Source organism: Pseudomonas sp. MRSN 12121 (assembly GCF_000931465.1).
Classification (GTDB): domain Bacteria; phylum Pseudomonadota; class Gammaproteobacteria; order Pseudomonadales; family Pseudomonadaceae; genus Aquipseudomonas.
The window spans coordinates 3056736-3076032 of sequence record NZ_CP010892.1 but is presented as its reverse complement, the minus strand read 5'-3'; the positions used below and the strand labels follow the sequence as shown (position 1 = coordinate 3076032).

Annotated in this window: 19 protein-coding genes; 4 read left to right on the top strand and 15 right to left on the bottom strand. The window is 68.8% G+C overall.

Annotated features, from left to right (window positions below; all coding sequences use genetic code 11):
* Window positions 1–5: 5 nt before the first annotated feature.
* The 9 genes from TO66_RS14120 to gspG all read right to left on the bottom strand — a co-directional run bounded on the left by TO66_RS14120 (window position 6) and on the right by gspG (window position 11757).
* On the bottom strand, window positions 6–1166 hold the full coding sequence (locus TO66_RS14120) for a substrate-binding domain-containing protein (RefSeq protein ID WP_052506119.1): 1161 nt from the start codon (window positions 1164–1166) through the stop codon (window positions 6–8).
* 120 nt (window positions 1167–1286) lie between these two features.
* Window positions 1287–2444 carry a substrate-binding domain-containing protein gene (locus tag TO66_RS14115; RefSeq protein ID WP_044462903.1) on the bottom strand — a complete coding sequence of 386 codons (1158 nt, stop codon included), beginning with the start codon at window positions 2442–2444 and terminating at the stop codon, window positions 1287–1289.
* Window positions 2445–3059: 615 nt separating this feature from the next.
* Window positions 3060–4271, bottom strand: coding sequence for a type II secretion system inner membrane protein GspF (gene gspF / locus TO66_RS14110; RefSeq protein ID WP_044462902.1), 1212 nt, complete (start codon window positions 4269–4271; stop codon window positions 3060–3062).
* A complete protein-coding gene (gene gspE, locus TO66_RS14105) occupies window positions 4271–5692 on the bottom strand; it encodes a type II secretion system ATPase GspE (protein WP_044462901.1) in 1422 nt (473 codons plus the stop codon). The genes gspF and gspE overlap by 1 nt, the downstream gene beginning before the upstream one ends.
* Before the next feature lie 439 nt (window positions 5693–6131).
* The gene (gene gspD, locus TO66_RS14100) at window positions 6132–8546 is read right to left on the bottom strand and encodes a type II secretion system secretin GspD (protein ID WP_044462900.1); all 2415 of its coding nucleotides are present in this window, start codon (window positions 8544–8546) and stop codon (window positions 6132–6134) included.
* On the bottom strand, window positions 8543–9109 hold the full coding sequence (gspM, locus tag TO66_RS14095) for a type II secretion system protein GspM (protein WP_044462899.1): 567 nt from the start codon (window positions 9107–9109) through the stop codon (window positions 8543–8545). Before gspM ends, gspD begins: the two co-directional genes overlap by 4 nt.
* Complete coding sequence (gene gspL, locus TO66_RS14090; protein WP_044462898.1) at window positions 9102–10304, bottom strand: type II secretion system protein GspL; 1203 nt, start codon at window positions 10302–10304, stop codon at window positions 9102–9104. The genes gspM and gspL overlap by 8 nt, the downstream gene beginning before the upstream one ends.
* Window positions 10301–11281 (bottom strand): type II secretion system minor pseudopilin GspK, encoded by a 981-nt coding sequence (gspK, locus tag TO66_RS14085; RefSeq protein WP_044462897.1) that lies wholly within the window; start codon window positions 11279–11281, stop codon window positions 10301–10303. The genes gspL and gspK overlap by 4 nt, the downstream gene beginning before the upstream one ends.
* Window positions 11282–11289: 8 nt before the next feature.
* On the bottom strand, window positions 11290–11757 hold the full coding sequence (gene gspG, locus TO66_RS14080) for a type II secretion system major pseudopilin GspG (RefSeq protein ID WP_044462896.1): 468 nt from the start codon (window positions 11755–11757) through the stop codon (window positions 11290–11292).
* Between the two features lie 148 nt (window positions 11758–11905).
* Here gspG and gspI point away from each other — a divergent pair, with 148 nt between their 5' ends.
* The gene (gspI, locus tag TO66_RS14075; protein ID WP_044462895.1) at window positions 11906–12319 is read left to right on the top strand and encodes a type II secretion system minor pseudopilin GspI; all 414 of its coding nucleotides are present in this window, start codon (window positions 11906–11908) and stop codon (window positions 12317–12319) included.
* Window positions 12320–12596: 277 nt separating this feature from the next.
* Here gspI and TO66_RS14070 read toward each other — a convergent pair whose 3' ends face one another.
* Window positions 12597–13028: a type II secretion system protein N gene (locus TO66_RS14070; protein ID WP_044462894.1), complete on the bottom strand. Its 432-nt coding sequence runs from the start codon at window positions 13026–13028 to the stop codon at window positions 12597–12599.
* Between the two features lie 106 nt (window positions 13029–13134).
* Here TO66_RS14070 and gspH point away from each other — a divergent pair, with 106 nt between their 5' ends.
* Together gspH and TO66_RS14060 are read left to right on the top strand one after the other, a co-directional pair.
* Window positions 13135–13596, top strand: coding sequence for a type II secretion system minor pseudopilin GspH (gene gspH, locus TO66_RS14065; protein ID WP_044462893.1), 462 nt, complete (start codon window positions 13135–13137; stop codon window positions 13594–13596).
* On the top strand, window positions 13593–14216 hold the full coding sequence (locus tag TO66_RS14060) for a type II secretion system protein J (RefSeq protein WP_044462892.1): 624 nt from the start codon (window positions 13593–13595) through the stop codon (window positions 14214–14216). Before gspH ends, TO66_RS14060 begins: the two co-directional genes overlap by 4 nt.
* 979 nt (window positions 14217–15195) lie before the next feature.
* Here TO66_RS14060 and TO66_RS14055 read toward each other — a convergent pair.
* The 3 genes from TO66_RS14055 to TO66_RS14045 are packed head-to-tail and all read right to left on the bottom strand — an operon-like array spanning window position 15196 to window position 17469.
* Window positions 15196–16143, bottom strand: a complete 948-nt coding sequence (locus TO66_RS14055) for a FecR domain-containing protein (protein WP_044462891.1) — start codon at window positions 16141–16143, stop codon at window positions 15196–15198.
* A 40-nt stretch (window positions 16144–16183) separates the two neighbouring features.
* Window positions 16184–16729: an RNA polymerase sigma factor gene (locus TO66_RS14050; protein WP_044462890.1), complete on the bottom strand. Its 546-nt coding sequence runs from the start codon at window positions 16727–16729 to the stop codon at window positions 16184–16186.
* Window positions 16726–17469 (bottom strand): STN domain-containing protein, encoded by a 744-nt coding sequence (locus tag TO66_RS14045; protein ID WP_193790150.1) that lies wholly within the window; start codon window positions 17467–17469, stop codon window positions 16726–16728. The genes TO66_RS14050 and TO66_RS14045 overlap by 4 nt, the downstream gene beginning before the upstream one ends.
* 151 nt (window positions 17470–17620) lie before the next feature.
* Here TO66_RS14045 and TO66_RS14040 point away from each other — a divergent pair, with 151 nt between their 5' ends.
* Entirely contained in the window at window positions 17621–17950 is a 330-nt protein-coding gene (locus TO66_RS14040; protein ID WP_044462889.1) for a hypothetical protein, read from the top strand.
* 123 nt (window positions 17951–18073) lie between these two features.
* Here TO66_RS14040 and TO66_RS14035 read toward each other — a convergent pair whose 3' ends face one another.
* Together TO66_RS14035 and TO66_RS14030 are read right to left on the bottom strand one after the other, a co-directional pair.
* The gene (locus TO66_RS14035) at window positions 18074–18703 is read right to left on the bottom strand and encodes an FMN-dependent NADH-azoreductase (RefSeq protein WP_044462888.1); all 630 of its coding nucleotides are present in this window, start codon (window positions 18701–18703) and stop codon (window positions 18074–18076) included.
* 33 nt (window positions 18704–18736) lie between these two features.
* Complete coding sequence (locus tag TO66_RS14030) at window positions 18737–19177, bottom strand: carboxymuconolactone decarboxylase family protein (RefSeq protein WP_044462887.1); 441 nt, start codon at window positions 19175–19177, stop codon at window positions 18737–18739.
* Window positions 19178–19297 lie beyond the last annotated feature (120 nt).

The following is a 19297-nucleotide window of genomic DNA, read 5'->3' as shown; positions in this document are numbered from 1 at the left end:
TGCGCTCACCGCGGCCGGCCGGTGCCGTTGCACACGCTGGGGTTGTTCAGGCCTTGTGCGCTCGTGGGGGGGATGAAGGCGTTGCGGATGGCGCTCTTCCAGATGGCGGGGAGCGGGATCAGGTGCTGCGCGCTCAGCTGGGCGTCGTGCCTCACCTCGGGGTTGGCACTGAAGTGGCGCCCGAGGAAAACCCGCAGGGCAACGGCGTCCTGCGGGTCGCGGTAGCACTGGCCGAACAGCAGGTAGCTGTAGCCGACGATGGCGTAGCCATAGGCCGGGTTGGCGATGTCCGGCGCCCATTTGAACGGGTCGGCGCGCTCGGCGGGGCTGCTCGGCGGAGCGAGCTGCGCCAGGCCGACCGGATCGCCCGCTGTCGGCGGCAACAGGCCGTTGACCCGCGCCACCTGGGCGTTGCTGGTGATGTCCAGGGCCGTGGGGCCCGTATAACCGATGGCGCCGTCGTTGGCGGCGACCGCGGCCTGCAGGGCCTGGTCGCTGCTCACCGCCTGCCAGTGCGCGGGCAGCGGGCCCTGGTGCGCCGTGGCGAACAGGTTGCCGACGCGGAACGCCTGGGGGCAGAGGCTGTTGAGATGGCGCGTGAGCAACTCGCTGGTGCCGCTGCGGTCGGCGCGGTAGAAGACCTTCACCGGCACGTTGGCATAGCCCGGGTCGATCTCGCTCCAGCGGGTAAGGGTGCCGGCGAACAGGCCGCAGAGCATGCCGCCGTTCAGGTCCAGGTCGGTCACTGGCTGGCCGCTGGCCTGGCGCACCCGGTAAGGCAGCGCCACCGAGGTGATCGCCACCGGCACCTGGATCAGCGGGCCCCAGTCCGCCGCCGAGCCGGGCACGGCCCCCGGTGCCTGGTGCACGCCACGGTAGTGGTCGAACTCGACGGCAGCGAGCCGGGATTCGCTGCTGGCGTAATCCACGGAGAAGCGCTGGGGCGAGCCCGGGACCAGGGCCTGGCTGTCGTTGTTCAGCAGCGCCTGCTTGCCCGCGCCGCTGCCGGCGGCATGGTAGGGCCCCGCCGCCGGCGGCAATACGCCGGGGCTGCTGTAGAAGCCCTGCATCAGGTACGAGCCGCCACCGTCCAGGGCCGCCGAGGCCGGTGCGCCGACCAGGCCGGCCAAGGCCCCGGCCAGGGCCAGCAACAGATATCGGGACATGACACCCCCCTGCGCTGCCGGGCGCTGGGCGCCGGCAGCTGGAAATTCGCTGGACGAAAAAATCGGCAACGGCGGGCGCCGTTGCCGATCGGTGTTGCAGCTAGCGAACCGCGGCCTGGATCAGGCTGGACGGCCGATACCGTTGCACACGCTGGCGTTGTTCACGCCCTGGGCGCTGGTTGGCGGAATGAAGGCACCGCGGATCGCGGTTTTCCAGGCCGCGGTCAGCGGGATCAGTTTCTTGTCGATGATCGCCTGGTCGTTGCTGTTGGCGAAGGTGGCGTTGTAGTGCTTGCCCAGGAAGGTACGGATCGAAGTGACGTCCGCAGCGTCCTTGTAGCACTGGCCGAAGATGAAGTTGGTGTAGCCGACGATCGAGTAGCCGCTGTCCGGGTTAGGCAGTACCGGTGCCCACTTGGTCAGGTCGGCGCGGTCGGCGGCGGTGGATGGAGGCGCGATGGTGCTCAGGGCGGTCTGCACGTTGCCTACGGTAGGCAGCAGGCCGTTGACGCGAGCCACGACGGCGTTGTTGGTGGCGTCGACATCTTCAGGGCCGACATAACCGATGGCACCGGCGGTGGAAGCCACGGTGCTGGCGACAGCGGCGCTGCTGGTGACGCCGATCCAGGTGGCAGGCTTGGCGCCTGGCTGGGCGTTGGCGAAGGTGCTGCTGACGGTGGTGAACAGCGAGGCGCAACGGTTGTTCAGGTGACGGGTGAGGATTTCCGAAGTGCCGCTGCTGTTGGAGCGGTACACCACGCGCACCGGCGTGGTATCGGAAGTGCCGAGCACTTCACCCCAGGTGCGGGCGGCGCCGTTGTTGCTCGACAGGGCCAGGCACAGTTGCTCGCTGGTCAGGTTCAGGTTGGTGGTGCCGGCCTTGTTGTAAGGAATGGTCACCGAGGTGGCGGCCGACGGGAATTGCAGCAGCGGGCCCCAGTTGTCAGGGGAAGTGGCTGGTACGCCCGGAGACTGGTGGGCAGCCTGGTAGGTGCTGATTTCGGTGGCGTTGAGAATCGAGTCGCTGCCGGCGTAGTCGACGGTGGTGCCGGCTGGCAGGCCGGAGTTCAGCACACCGATGTTGTTGGTCAGCACAGCGGTCTTGCCGCCGCCGCTGCCGACGCCGAAGTAGGCGCTGAAACCGGCGCTCAGTACGCCCGGAGTGTTGTACAGCTGTTGAGGCAGAGTGGCACCGCCACCAACGACAGCAGCCATCGATTGAGCCGAAGCCAGGGCGGCTACGGCCAGGGAAGCCGCGATCATAGTGCGCTTAAACATGAAGAATCTCCTTTCGTCGTGTGTATACGGAGGTCAATGGTTCTTGCATGACGCCATGGCGCTCAGATCCTCTGCCCTGCTCGGAGAGCGTTGTGTGGGTGAGGCCATGGGTAAGAAGTTCGCAGTTTCCGGTGACAGATAAAGGAAAAAACCTCGGGAGGAAGCGCTTGATTTTCAAAACTTTTCTCGGGTGTTCGAGGGCCCTGGCGCAAGGGTTTGCGCGCAGGTGACAGCGAGGTTTCCGTGGGCTTTGTGCCCGCTTGCGGCTGGGCGCGGCGCGGGGGTTGGGCCGGGGTCGATACCCGGGTTCGCGCATGACAGAACGAGGAACCCGAGTTCGCCGGGATGGCGGCTCGGGTGGCGGGCGTCGGGGCAGAAAAAATGTTGAGGCAACCCCGCGCTGTTTTTCTTGGCAAACCGCGTGCACAGGTTTAGCGAGGACTTCGTCGGAATGCCGCCCACCTCGATCGCAGCCTCGCCGGGGCTCGGCAGCGGCTACAGAGCGTTCGCATACGAAACTCACAATCCGTAGGAGCGAGGCTTGCCCGCGATGCAGGCGCCGCGGTCTGCCTGGACGGACGCCATCGCGAGCAAGCTTCGCTCCTACAGGGTTGGTCATTGCACCAGCTGGTTGATCTCGATGATCGGCAGCAGCACCGCCATGACGATCACCAACACCACCCCACCCATGACCACGATCATCAGCGGTTCGAGCAAGGCGGTCATGCCCATGGCGCGGCGTTCGATGTCGCGGGACAGGGTTTGCGCCGCGCGTTCGAGCATCGGCGGCAGCGCGCCGGTTTTCTCGCCGCTGGCGATCAGGTGGATCAGCACCGGCGGGAAGACTTTTTCCACCCGCAGCGCGGCGGCCAGGTTGACCCCTTCGCGAACCTTGGCGGTGGCGTCGCTGACGCTCTGGCTCAGGCGGTCGTTGGACAGGGTCTGGCGCGCCGCTTCCAGGGCGCGCAGCAGCGGCACCCCGGCACCGCCGAGGATCGCCAGGGTCGAGGCGAACCGCGCGGTGTTCAAGCCCAGCACGAAGCGCCCGATCAGCGGCAGGCGCAGCACCCGGCTGTGCCAGTTCAGGCGCGCCAGCGGATTGCGCAGGTACAGGCGCCAGCTCCAGAAACCACCGGCCAGCACACCGAAGCACAGCCAGCCCCAGGCGCGGATAAAGTCGCTGGCGTTGAGCATCGCCAGGGTCAGCCCCGGCAGATCCTGGCGCGCCTGGGAAAAGGCGCTGACCACCTGCGGCACCACGTAGCTGAGCAGGAAGATCACGATGCCCACCGAGACCAGTCCCACCACCCCCGGATAGATAAAGGCCGTGAGGATCTTGCCACGCAGGGTGTTGCGCTCTTCGATGTAGTCGGCCAGGCGCTCCATGACCTGGGCCAGGTCGCCCGACTCTTCACCGGCGGCGATCAGCGCGCGGTAGATATCCGGGAAATCCCGCGGCCGCGCCGCCAGCGCCTCGGCCAGGCGCATGCCGCTGCGCACGTCGGCGCGTACCGCGCTGAGGGTCTGGGCGATGTGCTTGCGTTCGGCCTGCTCCACCGTGGCGCTGAGCGCCGCCTCCAGCGGCAGGCTGGCGCCCAGCAGGCTGGCCAGCTGGCGGGTGGCCCAGGCCAGATCGTTGTCCGACAGCTTGGCGCTGAACAGGCCGCCGCCTCCGGCCTTGGGCGTACCGCCCTCCAGCTGCACCGCCAGGGCGGTCAGGCCGCGGCTGCGCAACGCAGCGAAGGCCGCGCCCTGGCTGTCGGCCTCCAGATGCCCGGACTCGATCTTGCCGAGGGCGTCGGCGGCTTCGTAGCGATAACGGTTCATCAGGCGTCCCGGGTCACACGGAGGATTTCTTCGGGGGCGGTGGCGCCGCTGCGCACCCAGCGCTCGCCGTCCTCGCGCATGCTCAGCATCCCGGCGCGGCGGGCGGCGGCACTCAGCGCCTGCTCGTCGGCGCCCTGGTGGATCAGGCTGCGCACATCGTCGTCGACGCAGAACAGCTCATGGATGCCGGTCCGGCCGCTGTAGCCGATCTGGTTGCAGGCCGGACAGCCCACCGGGCGCCAGGTGCCGGGGGCGCTCGGGTCCTCTTCCTTGCACTGCGGGCACAGGCGGCGCACCAGGCGCTGGGCCAGCACCCCGAGCATCGACGAGGCCAGCAGGAACGGCTCGACGCCCATGTCGATCAGGCGGTTGATCGCCGACACCGCGTCGTTGGTGTGCAGGGTCGCCAGCACCAGGTGCCCGGTGAGCGAGGCCTGCACGGCGATCTGCGCGGTCTCCAGGTCGCGGATCTCGCCGATCATGATGATGTCCGGGTCCTGGCGCAGGATCGCGCGCAGGGCCAGGGCGAAGGTCATGTCGATCTTGGCGTTGACCTGGATCTGGCTGATGCCCGGCAGGTCGTACTCCACCGGGTCTTCGACGGTAAGGATATTGCTGGTGCTGGCGTCCAGCCGCGCCAGGGCGGCGTAGAGGCTGGTGGTCTTGCCGCTGCCGGTGGGCCCGGTGACCAGCACGATGCCGTGGGGCTGGCGGATCAGACCGTCGAGCCTGGCCAGCAGTTGCGGGTCCATGCCCAGGGTCTCCAGCTGCAGGCGCCCGGCCTGCTTGTCCAGCAGGCGCATCACCACCCGTTCGCCGTGGCCGGTGGGCACGGTGGAGACGCGGATATCGATCGGTCGCCCGGCCACGCGCAGGGCGATGCGGCCGTCCTGGGGCAGGCGTTTTTCGGCGATATCCAGCTGGGCCATGATCTTGATCCGCGACACCAGCGCGCCATGCAGCGCCTTGCGCGGCGACACCACGTCACGCAGGGTGCCGTCGACCCGGTAGCGCACCACCGAATGGCTTTCATAGGGCTCGATATGGATATCGCTGGCGCCGTCCCGCGCGGCCTGGGTCAGCAAGGCGTTGATCATGCGGATCACCGGCGCGCCGTCCTGGGTGTCCAGCAGGTCGGTGATTTCCGGGATGTCCTGCATCAGGCGGTCGAGATCGACTTCGTTCTCCGCCGCCCCGACCACCGCGGCGGCACTGCCGGTATCGGAATAGGCGCTGGCCAACAGGCCATCGAGCTCCTCGTCGCGCACCCGCTCCAGCCGCGCCGGGCCGAACTGGCGACGGACCTCGCTGATCGACCAGCCGGGGGTCGAGGAACAGACCAGGAGGACGGCGCCCTCCTCGCTATGGCGCAGGAGGATGCGTTGGGATTTGGCCCAGGCGTAGGGGAGTTGTGGGTTCATGGGAGGGCCTCCTGGCCTTGGCGGTGTACATATCCGTTGCTAAAGCAAGGCGACCTGCCGGTCGGCCTGGATTCGACGGTGATCCCCGTAGCCGCTGCCGAGCCCCGGCGAGGCTGCGATCGGCTGCGCAGCAGACGCAAAAACCTCCACCTCGCTCTGCCCGATACACCGAGCCGCCCGCCCTGGCGGCCGCTGCGCGCCCGATCGCAGCCTCGCTGCGCTCGGCAGCGGCTACACGCGCACGTCTGCACCATCCCCGTAGCCGCTGCCGAGCCCCGGCGAGGCTGCGATCGGCTGCGCAGCAGACGCAAAACCATCCGCCTCGATCCGCCTGATACACCGCGCTGCCCGCCCTGGCGGCCGCTGCGCGCCCGATCGCAGCCTCGCTGCGCTCGGCAGCGGCTACGAAAAGCCAGGGTGGCGCAGCCCTCGCCGCCGTTCATTGCGTAATCACCGGCTTAACCGGCACAGCCCGAATCGTGGCGCGAGGCTGCTGCGCCGAGGTCGGCACCGCCCCCGGCACCCCCTGCTCCGCCGTCGGCAACTGCGGCGCCTGCATATCCGGCATGGCCCAACTGCGCTCCGGCTGCAGGCCGCCCTGGGCACGGCGCATGAAGTCGTAGCGGTTGAGGGTAATGCTGCGCCCCGCGGCGCTGTCGCGAATAATGTAGGGCCGCAGGAACACCATCAGATTGGTCTTGGTGGTCGAACGGCTCTCATTGCGAAACAGCGCGCCGATCCCCGGGATCGTCGACAGCCACGGCACCGCGTTGTTGTTCTGGCTGTAGCCGTCCTGCAGCAAGCCCCCCAGGACCATGATCTGCCCGTCGTCGAGCAGCACGCTGGTATCGATCGCGCGCTTCTGGGTCACGGTGCCGGCCTGCACCGAGGCGCGCTGGTCGACGCTGCTGACCTCCTGGTAGATGTCGAGCTTGACCGTGCCGCCCTCGGAAATCTGCGGCCGCACATTGAGCTTCAGGCCCACCTCCTCGCGCTGCACGGTCTGGAACGGGTTGTTGCTGTTGCCGCCACCGCCGGTGACATAGCTGCCGGTGACAAAGGGAATGGTCTGGCCGACGAAAATGCTCGCCGCCTCGTTGTCCAGGGTCAGCAGGTTCGGCGTCGACAGCACGTTGGTCCCGCCCTTGGTCTTCAGGGCCCGGGCCAGGACCTTGAGGTCGAGGATCTTGCCGATCCCGGGGATATCCACGGTGCCGTTGACCAGGCCGAGGTTGAGGCCCTGGGGCAGCACGTCGATGCTGGTCTTGCCGTTGAGGTTCAGGCCGCTGCCCCCCAGGTTGGCGCCGCCGATGATGCCGCTGCCCCCCAGGTTGCCGGTCTGCCACTGCACGCCGAACTCGGCGGCATCGTCCTCGCCGACTTCGACGATCAGGCTTTCGATCACCACCTGGGCGCGACGCTGGTCGAGCATGTCGATGACTTCCCGCAGGTTGCGGTACAGCGGTTCCGGCGCGGAAATCAGCAGGGTGTTGGTAGTCGCATCGGCCTGGATGGTCACGCCGCCGGCGCTGAAAGCGGTGTTCTGGTCGCCGCCCTGGGTGCCGCCCTGGCTGCTGGCGCCACTGCCGCCCTGGGCATAGCCGCTGCCGGAACTGCTACTGCTGCCCAAGCTCGAACTGCCGCCGGTGGAACTGCCGCTGCCGCTCTGGCCGCTGGCGCTGCTGCCGCCCTGCCCGAGGCTGCCGCCCATGCTGCCGAGCATGGCCCGCGCGTTGTCACCGGTGCCGCTGTCGCTCTCGCCGGTGAGCAGGCCGCGCAGGGCCTGGGCCAGCTTGCCGGCCTGGGCGTTGCGCAGGTACACCACGTGCAGGTTGCTCGGGTTGCTCTGGGCGTTGTCCAGCTTGTAGATCAGGTTGCGCGCAAGCTCAGTGCGCTCGGGGCTGCCGGTGCGGATGATGATCGAGTTGGAACGCGGGTCGCCGACCACGCTGATCTTCTGGGTCGGGTCGGCGCCCTGGGCCTCCAGCAGCTCGGAGACCATCCCGGCGATGTCCACGGCGATGCCGTTCTGCACCGCCACCACGTCGGTGTCCAGGGCGCTGGGGATGTCGATGCCCTCGATGATCTGCGCCACCCTGGTGAGGTTCTCGGCGTAGTCGGTGATGACGATGCTGTTGTTGCCCGGGTAGGCGTTGATCGGGTTGTTCGGCGACACGATCGGGCGCAGCACCGGGATCAGGTTCACCGCGTTCTCGTATTGCAGGCGGAAGGTGCGCGTCAGCATGCCGTTGGCCGATGGCTTGCTCGCGTTGTAGATCGGCCCGCCGAGCAGCTTGGCGTCGGCCTCGGGCACCACCTGGGCGACGCCGCCGACGTCGACCACGCTGAAACCCTGCATGCGCAGCGCCGCCAGCAGCATGTCGTAGGCCTGGTGGGCCGGCACCTCGCCCTCGCTGACCAGGGTCAGGTTGCCCTTGACCCGCGGGTCCACCAGGAACTGCTGGCCAGTGGAGCGTGCCAGGGCCCGGACCACGGCCTGGATATCGACGTCGACGAAATTCAGGCGCACCGGCTGGTCGCCCAGGGGGTTGCGCACCACCGTGTTGCCGGTACTGCTGCTCGCGCCGGAAGGGCGTGCACTGCGGCTGATCGGATGCTGGTACCTGGGCCGCTGGGTCTGTTGCGCCTGGGCCTTTTCCCGCTCGGCGACCACATCGCCGCCCTGGCGATTGGTTTCGGCCAGGGGCCGCCCCAGCTCGCTGTCCACCAGCAGCGGCGCCTGCGGTTCCTTGTTGTTCGTGCACGCCGCCAGCGCCAGCGCCAACGGCGCCAGCAGGCACCAGGACAGGGCCTTGCGCGATTGGCGTGGGGAAAAACCACCTGACCACTTCATGAAGCTTCCTTAGCGCCCAGCGCCTGATCCATGCGAACGGTTCCAGACAGTTTGCCTGCCGTGCCATCGATGTCGGCCGGCCCCGCGCGTTGCAGGCGGGCCTCCATCACTTCCAGGGAAAACTGCCGGGGATTGCCCAGCAGCCAACCGACCACGGCGTCCGCCGGGGCCTCTTGAAAACTCAAGTGCCAGGCCTGGGCTTCGCCCTCGTCCGCCGCCTGCAACTGGTAGGCCCCCTGCAGGCCGGCGGCGTCCAGGGTCTGGCGCAGGGCCTGCTCCAGGTTCTGCCCCGACGCGTCGCCACGGGGCCCGCCGGCCTGGTGCAGCAGCACTTCCAGGGCCTCGGCCTGGGAGCGCAGCTTGGGAATCTCGGCCTGCCAGTAATCGATCTTCTTCACGGCCGGCTCGATCAGCAGCAGCCACACCAGCACCGCGCCGAGCAGCGCCGACGCGCCGCCGAGCAGGCGCTTCTCGCGCAGCGCCAGGCCGTTCCAGTACAGCCGCGCCTGGCTGGCCTGGCGCTGCCAGCGCTCGCGATAGCGGCCGAGGGTCTGCTTATTCATCGTCGTCTTCCTCGCTGGCATCGCTGTCGTCGGCGGCCATCGGCGCGGCGCCGGCGGCCCCGCTGCCCACCCGCAGGGTCCAGCCCTGGTCGCCGGGGCTGGCTTCGATCCCGGCCTGGCTCAGCAGGCCCTGCCAGCCGCTGTCCGGCGGTGGCACGCGGGTGTCGCCGAGCAGGCTCAGTTGCAGTTCGCCGTTGGCGTAGTTCAGTTGCTCGACGCCGCCGACCATGAACGGCATGGCGTTGCCCGCCTGCTGCACCAGGCTGTTGAAGCTCTGCGGGGCGTCGCCGCCGCTGCCGTTCTGCTGCGCCTCCAGTTGCTGACGCGCCTGTTGCAGGGGGTTGAGGATCACCGGCACCTGGGGAAATACCTGGCGCACCCGCTGGCTCATCTGCGCCTTGAGCTGCTGGCCCTGGTCCGCCTGGCGCGCGGCGTAGAGGTTCAGGCCCAGGGTCCAGACCGCCAGCGCCGCCGCGCACAAGGCCGCGGCGCGGCCCCAGCCCGGCTGGCGCCGCCCGGCGTTTTGCACGCCACCGTGCAGGCCCCAGTCGGGCAGCGGGCCGGTCCAGCGCTGGCTGTCCGGCAGGTGCGCCAGGGCCGCTTCCGGGGCCCCGTCGCCAATCCATTGCAACCCGGCGCCGTTGGCCAGCAATGCCTGCAAGGCTTCCTCGGGCAGCGGTTGCACGCTGCCCTGCTGCGGGCTGTGGCGCAGCAGTAAATGCCCCTCCAGCAGGCTGGCCGTCACCTGCCCGCTCAGCGGCACCGGCAAGGCATAGGGCGCCGGGTACAGGCCGCGCAGCTTGAGGCCGGCCTGTTCCAGTACCTGCCCCAGCTGCGCCAGCGCCGTGCGTGGTAACCAGCTGATGGGCACCTGGCCCTCGGCGTCGCGCGGGCCATGGGCCACGTGCATGTCGTCGCTCTGGCCGAGGATCAGCGCCTGGGCGGCGCAGGCCACCGCCGCGCTGACCTTGGCCGGCGCCAGGGCCGGCAGCTCGATGCTCGCCAGCAGGCTGTCCTCGGGGTGCAGGAAACACTCCACGGCCGGCACCTTGGGCGTCTGCCCCAGTTGCATCAGGCTGGCCCGGCCGATCCGTCCCTCGCTGACTTGCCCCTGGCGATCCAGCCAGGCATGGCTGACCTGGCTCTGGGCCGTGAGGCTGTGCAGCGGCGGCAGGCTGACGCGCAGGCGGCTCATACGCCCACCCGCGACCAGATCACCCGCGGCATGTTGTCTTCGCTGCGATGCAGCAACGCCAGCAGCCTGACCCGGCGCCGCTCGCCGCGGGCCAGCCCCTGCAGGCGGAACCACTCGCTGGTGATGCCGACCCGCACCTTGTCCGCCGGCACCTCGGGCAGGCGCAGGCGGTTGATGAAGTCGCCCTGGTTGATGAACCACTGCCCGCTGTCGCGCTCGGCGATCAGCGCCCTGGCCCGCGGCAGCGTCAGCCCCGGCACCGTCGCCGCCAGGGCTTCGGCGCTGGCGGTATTGCCGTTGAGCCAGGTGTTGGCCGGCAGGATGGTGACAAAGGGCGCCAGGCGCGCCAGCAGCGGTTCGTCGACGCCCTCGATGCCCAGCAGGTCGTCGAGGCTGCGCAGCATCGGTTGCCTGGCCAGCAGCGGCTTGCGCGCGGCGTCCGGCGAGGTGTCGCGGCCGCTGTGCAATCCGCTGGCGGCCGGCGCCGCGCCTTCCGGGCCCAACAGCCGCGGGTAAGAGGCGATCACCCGCTGGCCGATGCGCTGGCCCACCGCCGCGTTGACCCCGAGCAACGCGCACAGGCGCTGGAAATTCTCGATCTGCAACGGGTCCAGGCGGTCATTGGCCAGCAGGTTGCGCAGGTTGAACTTGCCCTGCTCGTCTTCCAGCCGGCCTTCGAACGGCCCGCTGCCCGGGCCCAGCGCCGCCAGCTGGATCGGCCGCGCCCAGGCCTGGCCGGGACGGGTCAGCACGTCGCGCTGGCGGTCTTCCCACAGGCGCTGGCGGCCGACTTCCAGGCCGCCCTGCAGCTGCCAGCTGCCCTGGACCCGCAGTTGCTCGCTCTCCAGAGCGCGGGTGAACAGGGTCTGGCGGGTGAGCATGCCGCCGGCGATCACCGCCACCACGGCGGCGATCAGCAAGGCGCTGATAATGGCCATGCCACGCTGTTGCGCCGCGCTCGGCGAACGGGCTGTCATGGCGGCGCTTATAGCTGCCAGGAGCCGATATCGGCATTCACGCCGTCACCGTCTGGCTGGCCGTCGGCGCCCAGGGAAAACACATCGACTTCACCGTTGGCGCCCGGGTTGAGGTAGTGGTAAGGACGGCTCCAGGGGTCGTTGGGCAGGCGTTCCAGGTAAGAGCGCCAGTTGCTGTTCTTGGCGTCCGCGGGGCGTTCCACCAGCACTTTCAGGCCCTGGTTCATGCTCGGGTAGGTGCCGTGGTCGAGGCGATAGAGTTTGAGGGCCTGCATCAGCCCGCCGATGTCCTGCTTGGCCGCGGTGGCGCGGGCCTGGTCCGGACGGTCGAGCACCTTGGGCACCACCATGGCGGCCAGGATCCCGAGGATGACCACCACCACCATGATCTCGATCAGGGTGAAACCGCCCTGGCCGCGCGGGCGTCGGGGCTGAAACCGGGGCTGTGGCTGCGACTTGCGGTACACGACATCCATCTCGACATTCCTTGGCTTGATTTCGATTCGTCGCGCAGTGTTGCAAGAAAATATGTCAGTGATATTGACGTTGCTCGGGAGCGCCCGTAGCCAATCGGTCAAATTTGCCGGTTAGCCTGCAAGCCTTCATCCACGCTGCGAGACATCCATGCCGGGCCCACGCCAGCCAGCCTCCGGAGCACCTGCCAGGCAGCAGGGTTTCACCTTGATCGAAGTGCTGGTCGCCCTGGCGATCATCGCCGTGGCCATGTCGGCGGCGGTGCGCGTGGCCGGCCTGATGACCCAGAGCAACGGCCTGCTGCGGGACAAGTCCATCGCCCTGCTGGCGGCCCAGTCGCACCTGGCCCAGCTGCGCCTGGAAGGCCGCCTGCCGCCGGGCAGCAAGAGCCTGGAATGCGACCAGGGCCGGCTCAAGCTGCGCTGCGAACAGACCATCGGACCCAGCCCCGACCCGCGCCTGGCCAGGGTCAGCGTGCAGGTCCTGGACCGCAGCCGCGAGGCCCCGCCCCTGGCCCGCCTGGACACCCTGCTCGCCCGTATGCCGAAAAACGCCAATCGTTAAGGGCAGCGCGGTGTGTCTGGCACGACGCCTCGCGCGCAAGCTGCGCTCCTACAGGTGCGAGGGCTGCCGCCAATGCATGTCCGCCTCGGACTGTAGGAGCCAGGCTTGCCGGCGATCGGGACAACGCGGTGCATCAGGCACAACGCCTCGCGCGCAAGCTGCGCTCCTACAGGTGCGGGGGTTGCCGCCAATGCATGTCCGCCTCGGACTGTAGGAGCCAGGCTTGCCGGCGATCGGGACAACGCGGTGCACCAGGCACGCCGCGCCTGGTGCGTGCTTATTGCCGGATCAACACCGGCAGAACCAGGCCCTGCGGCAACTTGCCGACTTCCACCCGCGAGCGTTCGCCGCCGCGCTCGATCACCACGCCGTCGCCCTCGATCGCCACCAATTGCACGCCCTGGCCTAGGCGCTCGCCCACCAGGAAACTGCGCGGCGGCGCGTCGTTGAGACTGAGGATCGCCACCGCGCCCCGGGGGCTGGCCAACAGCCCGGTGACCTTGATGTCCAGCACCAGCGGCTGGTTGGAAAACCACTGCTGCGCCGGGCTCCGGGCCTGGGCCGCCAGGGTTTGCGGCGGCGCCTGCGGGGTGCGCGACTCGGCCGGCGTCAGCAGCAGCGACGACCAGGTCGCCACCCCGGCCACTATCGCCAGCAGCGCCAGGGACTGCACCAGCTGCGGCGGGGAAAATCGATGGACGAATGCCATGGCAAGGACCTCCTGTTGTCCGTAGGGGCAGCCTAGCGCGCAATGGTCACGTTTTTATTTCACATTCGCCGGGCAGGATAAAAAGCAACGCACAGGAGGCGCGCCCATGACCCCATCCCGACAACAGGGCTTCACCCTGATCGAGCTGATGGTGGTGCTGGTGATCATCGGGATCGCCAGCGCCGCCATCAGCCTGAGCATCCGCCCCGACCCGCTGCAGGGCCTGCGCCAGGACGCCGAGCGCCTGGCCCAGCTGCTCCAGGTGGCCCAGGCCGAGGCGCGGGTGGACGGCCGGCCGATCAGTTGGCAGGCGGACGCCAAGGGCTTCGCCTTCAGCCGCCCCAGCGACGACGGGCGCGGTGTCGATCGGTTCAAGGACGACCCGCAGCTGCGGCCGCGGCGCTGGGCCAGCCCCTCGGTCAAGGCACGGGTGGAGCCCGGCCCGCGCCTGGTGCTCAATGCCGAGTGGATCGACGCGCCGTTGCAGGTGCAGTTGTCCGACGGCCAGTACAGCCTGACGGTGCAGCGCTCGGCCACCGGCCAGGTGCGTGTGGTGGCGCTGCCATGAGGGCCGGCCCAACGCCCCGGCAAGGCGGCTTCACCTTGATCGAAGTGATGGTGGCGATCCTGTTGATGGCGGTGGTCAGCGTGATCGCCTGGCGCGGCCTGGACAGCGTCAGCCGCGCCGACAGCCATCTGCAGGCCAGCAGCGAACAGACCGAGGTGCTGCTGCGCACTCTGCACCAGCTGGAGCGGGACGTGGCGCTGCGGGCCAGCGTCGAACTGGCGGAACCGGCGCTGCCCGGGGTCGACAATGAAGCCGCCGACGTGCCGGCGGCCCTGACTGTGCGCGGCACCGACAGCGGCACCTTCCGCCTGGACGTGATCCGCAGCGCGGCCACACCCGGCGACGGCCTGCAACGGGTGCGCTGGTGGCTCAAGGGCGACACCCTGTACCGCGCGGCGGCGCCGGCCCGGGACCGCTACCCGCTGCCCGCGCCGAAAAACCCCGTGGCGGTGCTGGAGCAGGTCAGCGAGCTGCAGGTCCGGGTCTGGGACCGGGACAAGGGCTGGCGCCAGCTCAGCGGCAACCGCAAGGAAAACCCGCCCGGCCTGGAAATCCGCCTGGTGCGCCAGACGCCGCAAGGCGAAGAGCGCTACCGCCAGGTGCTCGGCCCCCTGGACTAACCCGCCAAAGAACTCCCCCCGTAGCCGCTGCCGAGCCCCGGCGAGGCTGCGATCGAGGCCGCAGGACTCGCCAGGCAGGCACCGCGTTTTTCCAGCTATTGCGCGGCGGCAGGTTTGGCGGCCCTGCGGGCCGATCGCAGCCTCGCTGCGCTCGGCAGCGGCTACACAAGGCAGGTCGGCCGCAAGAACCGATTTGCATCGATACCAAAAACACCGCGAAACCACCTGCCGAAACCCCATTCCCGTAGCCGCTGCCGAGCCCCGGCGAGGCTGCGATCGAGGCCGCAGGACTCGCCAGGCAGGCACCGTGTTTTTCCAGCTATTGCGCGGCAGCAGGTTTGGCGGCCCTGCGGGCCGATCGCAGCCTCGCTGGCGCTCGGCAGCGGCTACACAAAGCAGGTCGGCCGCAAGAACCGATCTGCATCGATGCCAAAAACGCCGCGAAACCACCTGCCGGAACCCCATCCCCGTAGCCGCTGCCGAGCCCCGGCGAGGCTGCGATCGAGGCCGTAGGACTCGCCAGGCAGACACCGCGTTTTTCCAGATAGTGCGCGGCGGCAGGTTTGGCGGCCCTGCGGGCCGATCGCAGCCTCGCTGGCGCTCGGCAGCGGCTACACAAAGCAGGTCGGCCGCAAGAACCGATCTGCATCGATGCCAAAACGCCGCGAAACCACCTGCCGGAACCCCATCCCCGTAGCCTCTGCCGAGCCCCGGCGAGGCTGCGATCGAGGCCGCAGGACTCGCCAGGCAGGCACCGTGTTTTTCCAGCTATTGCGCGGCAGCAGGTTTGGCGGCCCTGCGGGCCGATCGCAGCCTCGCCAAGGCTCGGCAGCGGCTACAGGGTAGGTGTATAAAGTCGCGGAAATCCGTGGGCCGTAGGAGCGAGGCTTGCCCGCGATGCAGGCGCTGCGGGGCGTCTGAACGGGTGCCGTCGCGAGCAGGCTTCGCGCCTACCGGTTTCGTGCCGGCTTGCCACGCATCAGCTCAACAGCACCACCCCGCCCGGCAGTTCGGTGCACTTGGCGCCGTAGGCGTCGCGGATCAGCAGGGCCACGCCGGCCAGCTGGTTGAGGTTGAAACGCGCCTGCACCTTGCGCTTGCCCAGTTCGGCGTTGAGCAGCACCAGCATGCCCGGGCGGTAGCGGTTGATTTCGTCGATCACGGTGTTGAGGGTGGCGTTGTCGAACACCAGGACCTGCTCGCGCCAGGCGATCACCGTCGTCGGATCCACCGCTTTCGGCTCGCCCACCCGCTGGCTGTCGTAGGTCAGCTGGCGGCCGCTGTCCAGGCGGATCAGGCGGCCGCCGACCTCGACCTGTAAGGCGCCGTCGATACAGGTCACGCACACGCTGTGGTCGGTATTGCGCACATTGAAGCGCGCCCGGGACGCGCTCAGCCAGCCGTTGCCGGCCTGGACCCGAACCGGCAGCGCACCGCGACTCGACACCTCGACCTCGCCTTCGAGCAGCTCCAGGCCCTGCCCGCCGGCGGCCAGTTCGCGGCGGCTGAGGCGGGTCTGGGTGTTGAGTTCCAGGCTCAGGCCGTCGTCCAGGTCGACCCGGCGCTGCTCGCCGACCGCCGTCTGGTAGTCGGCGCCGAGCCCGGCAAAACCGCCGGGCACCGAGACCCGCACCGCCAGCAGCGCCACCGAGGCCGCCAACGCGCCGCCGAGGAACGCCCGCCGGCCGAAGTGCCGCGGCCCTGTGGCCTGGCACGCCTCGGCCGCGGGCTTGAGCCCGTGCCACAGGCGCTTGGCCTGCTCGAACGCCGCGGCATGCTGCGGGCTCTGCGCGCACCACTGTTGCAGCGCCCGGGCATCGGCGGCAGTAGCCCGCCCCGACGTCAGCAGGAGCAGCCAATCCTGGGCCTCGTTGCGCAAGCGGTGGTCCGGTGCGGCCCGAGAGGTGGAGATGCTAAAGATGTTCAAGCGTGCGGGTACTCACGGATTATTCGGGGGACTCTAGTGACTAGGACGGTTTTCCGGCCCCGGGACCGAACCGCCGAATCACTTTTCTTTCAAGGCGCGCGGCGCAATGGCCCAGGGCCGCCTTGATTTCCTTCTCGACCATCCGTGTCGAAATGCCGAAGCGCTGGGATATTTCCAGGTGCGGCGCCTCTTCCAGGCGCGCGGCGATGAAGATCCGCCGGCGCCGCGCCGGCAACTCGTAGAGCGCCTTGAGCAGGCACTGGATTTCCTTCTGCCCGCCCACCACCCGCGACGGGTCCAGGGCCTCGTCGCCGATCTGCAGCAGCTCCTCGACCTCGCTGCCGGTGAGCAGCCGGGCATCGGCCTGGCGGCGGTCGGCGGCGATGTTCAGGGCCATGCGATAGAGGTAGGCATTGGGCTGGGCCAGGTCCGGCGGCGTTTCCATGCGGTCGACCCGCAGGTAGGTCTCATGCAGCACGTCGTTGGCCAGGTCCTCCGAGCCCAGCCGGCGGCGCAGGCGCGCCTTGAAGTCGTCATAGGAGGTCAGGAACAACCTGACCATCGGACTGTGTCCGGTATTCTTCATGCCCCGGAGGCTCCTTCCCGTTGTCGGCAATCCATGGGTTTTCCTGTGCTGTCGGGCAACAGGAGCAAGGTCACTGGCTGGCGCAGCGAACTCGGCGCGGGTCGTTCGACCCAGGTCTCGGCGAGGCGCTGCACCAGCGCCTCGTCACGTTGCAGATCGCCGGTGGTGGTGAGCAGGCGGCTGTGTTCGATATGCCCGCCGCGGTCGATCCACAGTTGCAGAACCGCACGGTAGCGCCCGGGCCGGGTCAGTTCCGAACGGCACAGGCCGGCCTCCACCGCGCGTTGCAGGGCACTGGCGAAACTGCTGCCGGCCCAGGCCCCGGCGCTGCCGCCCGCGCTGCTGGCGGTGGGCGGATCGCTGAGCTGGGCGACTTGCAAGGTAAAGGCATCGGAACGGGCGTAACGGGCCATCAAACCACTCCCTGTCAGCAAGCGACTCAAGGCATCCCGGGCGCTGTAGCGTCCCTGGACCCGCACCGAGCGGCGCCCGCGGGTCAGCTCGCGGTCGACCAGCACCGCCATCCCGGTCGAACGGCTGAACAGTTCCAGGGCGTCGGCCAGGTCTTGCGCGGCGATGTCCAGGTCCAGCCGTTGCCGCGAGTCGGCCGGCGCCGCCGCGACAGGCGTCGCGCCGCTGGCAGGCGCGACCGCCAGCGCCAACAGCAGCGCAAGGCCACAGCGCGCGAACCCCGCGTGAAAGAAACACCGATAACCGACCTTCGCCCGGCGTCGCTGCACGGCTGACCTGTCCCTGAAAACCGTCATCCTGAGGCCAGTTTATGAATCTGGTGTTACCGCACGCGCAAAAAAACCATCACCTTTGCGCGGCCGGCCTTGCTTTACACTCAAGGCCCACAACGGCCCTCGCGGGCCCGCCAGGAGGCCCCCGATGAAACACCTTTTCCCCCTCGCCGGCAGCCTGCTGCTCGGTGCCCTGTCGCTGGCCGTCCAGGCCGCGGCCCCCCCCAAGGCCACACCGGCCACCGAGGGTTGCGTCGACGTCAGCGTGGGCGGCTACAAGGCCCCGGACTATGGCTGCCTGAGCAAGCAGATGGGCAACGACCCCGACGCCGCCAAGGCCGCGCAGAAAAACCGCGAGGCCATGCAGGTGCCGATCGAGCGGCGCGCGCCGAACCAGATGGGCCTATCCACGCCGGCGGCCACCGGCACGCGGATGGGCAATACCTTTGGCAGTTCGGTGAAGCCGCAGCGGCCTTGAGTTTTGCGTTGGCCTTTCGGGCCTTATCGCGGGCAAGTCGGATCGCCGCCCGCTCGCTCCTACAAGGTACGCATGACCTGTAGGAGCGAGGCTTGCCCGCGATAGACGGCGCAGCCGTCGCCGTTACGCGGCGGCCCACTGCCTGGCCACCACATCCAACTCGCCCCTCGCCCGCTGCAGGGCTTGCTCCCGTGCCTCGGGGTCGGCGAATTGCAGCGGCTGCGCATCGACGAACAGCGGGCTGCGCACGCCGATAAAGGCAAAGGCGGCTTTCAGCGCCGGGGTCAGGGCGTCCATCCAGGCCATGGGGTTGCCCGGGCGCAGGTCGGCGCCGCGGCTGGTGAGGAACAGCACCTTCTGCCGGGTCAGCTGGCCGACGATGCCGTCCGGGGTGTTGAGGTAAGTCAGCTCGGTGCGGGTGATGCTGTCGATGAAGGCCTTGAAGGTCGAGGGCATCGACCAGTTGTACATCGGCATGGCGAACAGGCAGGCATCGGCGTCCATCACTCGCCGGCACAAGGCATCCGAGGCCGCCAGGGTCTGGCGCATCTGCGGCGTGCGGGCCTCGGGATGGGTGTAGGTGGCGATGGCGAAGGCCTCGCTGACAGGGGCCGGGGCGTCCACCGCCAGGTCCAGGTAGTCGATCTGCAGATCGACCCCCAGGCCTTGCAGCCGCTCGATGAAGTGGCGGCCCAGGGCGCGGGAGTTGGAACGTTCGCCTTTGGCGCTGGCATCGACGTGCAGCAGTTTCATCACAGTTACCTTGGTTGGGTTGAAAGAATGGGGTCAGGGGCTGGGCTGCTGGCCGAACGCCACGGCCAGGCGGTTCCAGCAATTGATGGCGGCCACCGCGACGGTCAGGTCGACCAGCTCGCGCTCGCTGAATTCACCGCGCACGGCCTGGAACAGCGAGTCCGGCACCGCGCCCTCGGGCAAGCGGGTCACCGCCTCGCTCCAGGCCAGCGCGGCTTTTTCCCGCGGGCTGAACAGCCCCGAGTCGCGCCACACGCAGAGGGCATACAGGCGCCGCTCATCCTCGCCGTTCTGCCGCGCCTGCACCGCGTGCATGTCACAGCAGAAGGCGCAGTGGTTGAGTTGCGAGACGCGGATCTTCACCAGTTCCAGCAACGGCTTCTCGATCGACAGCTCGAAGCTCTGGGCTTCGAGCAGCAGCAATCCCTTGAGGGCTTCCGGCGAGGCGGTGTAGTAATCCAGACGGGGTTCCATCGGCGGGCACCGTAGCGTTGCAATCATGTGGTTCCTAGCCTAAGGGCCGCCCCCGCCCACCCCTATAGCCAATCCGCGGGTTTATCGGCAGTCCACCGTAGGCTGCTACACCAAACCCGG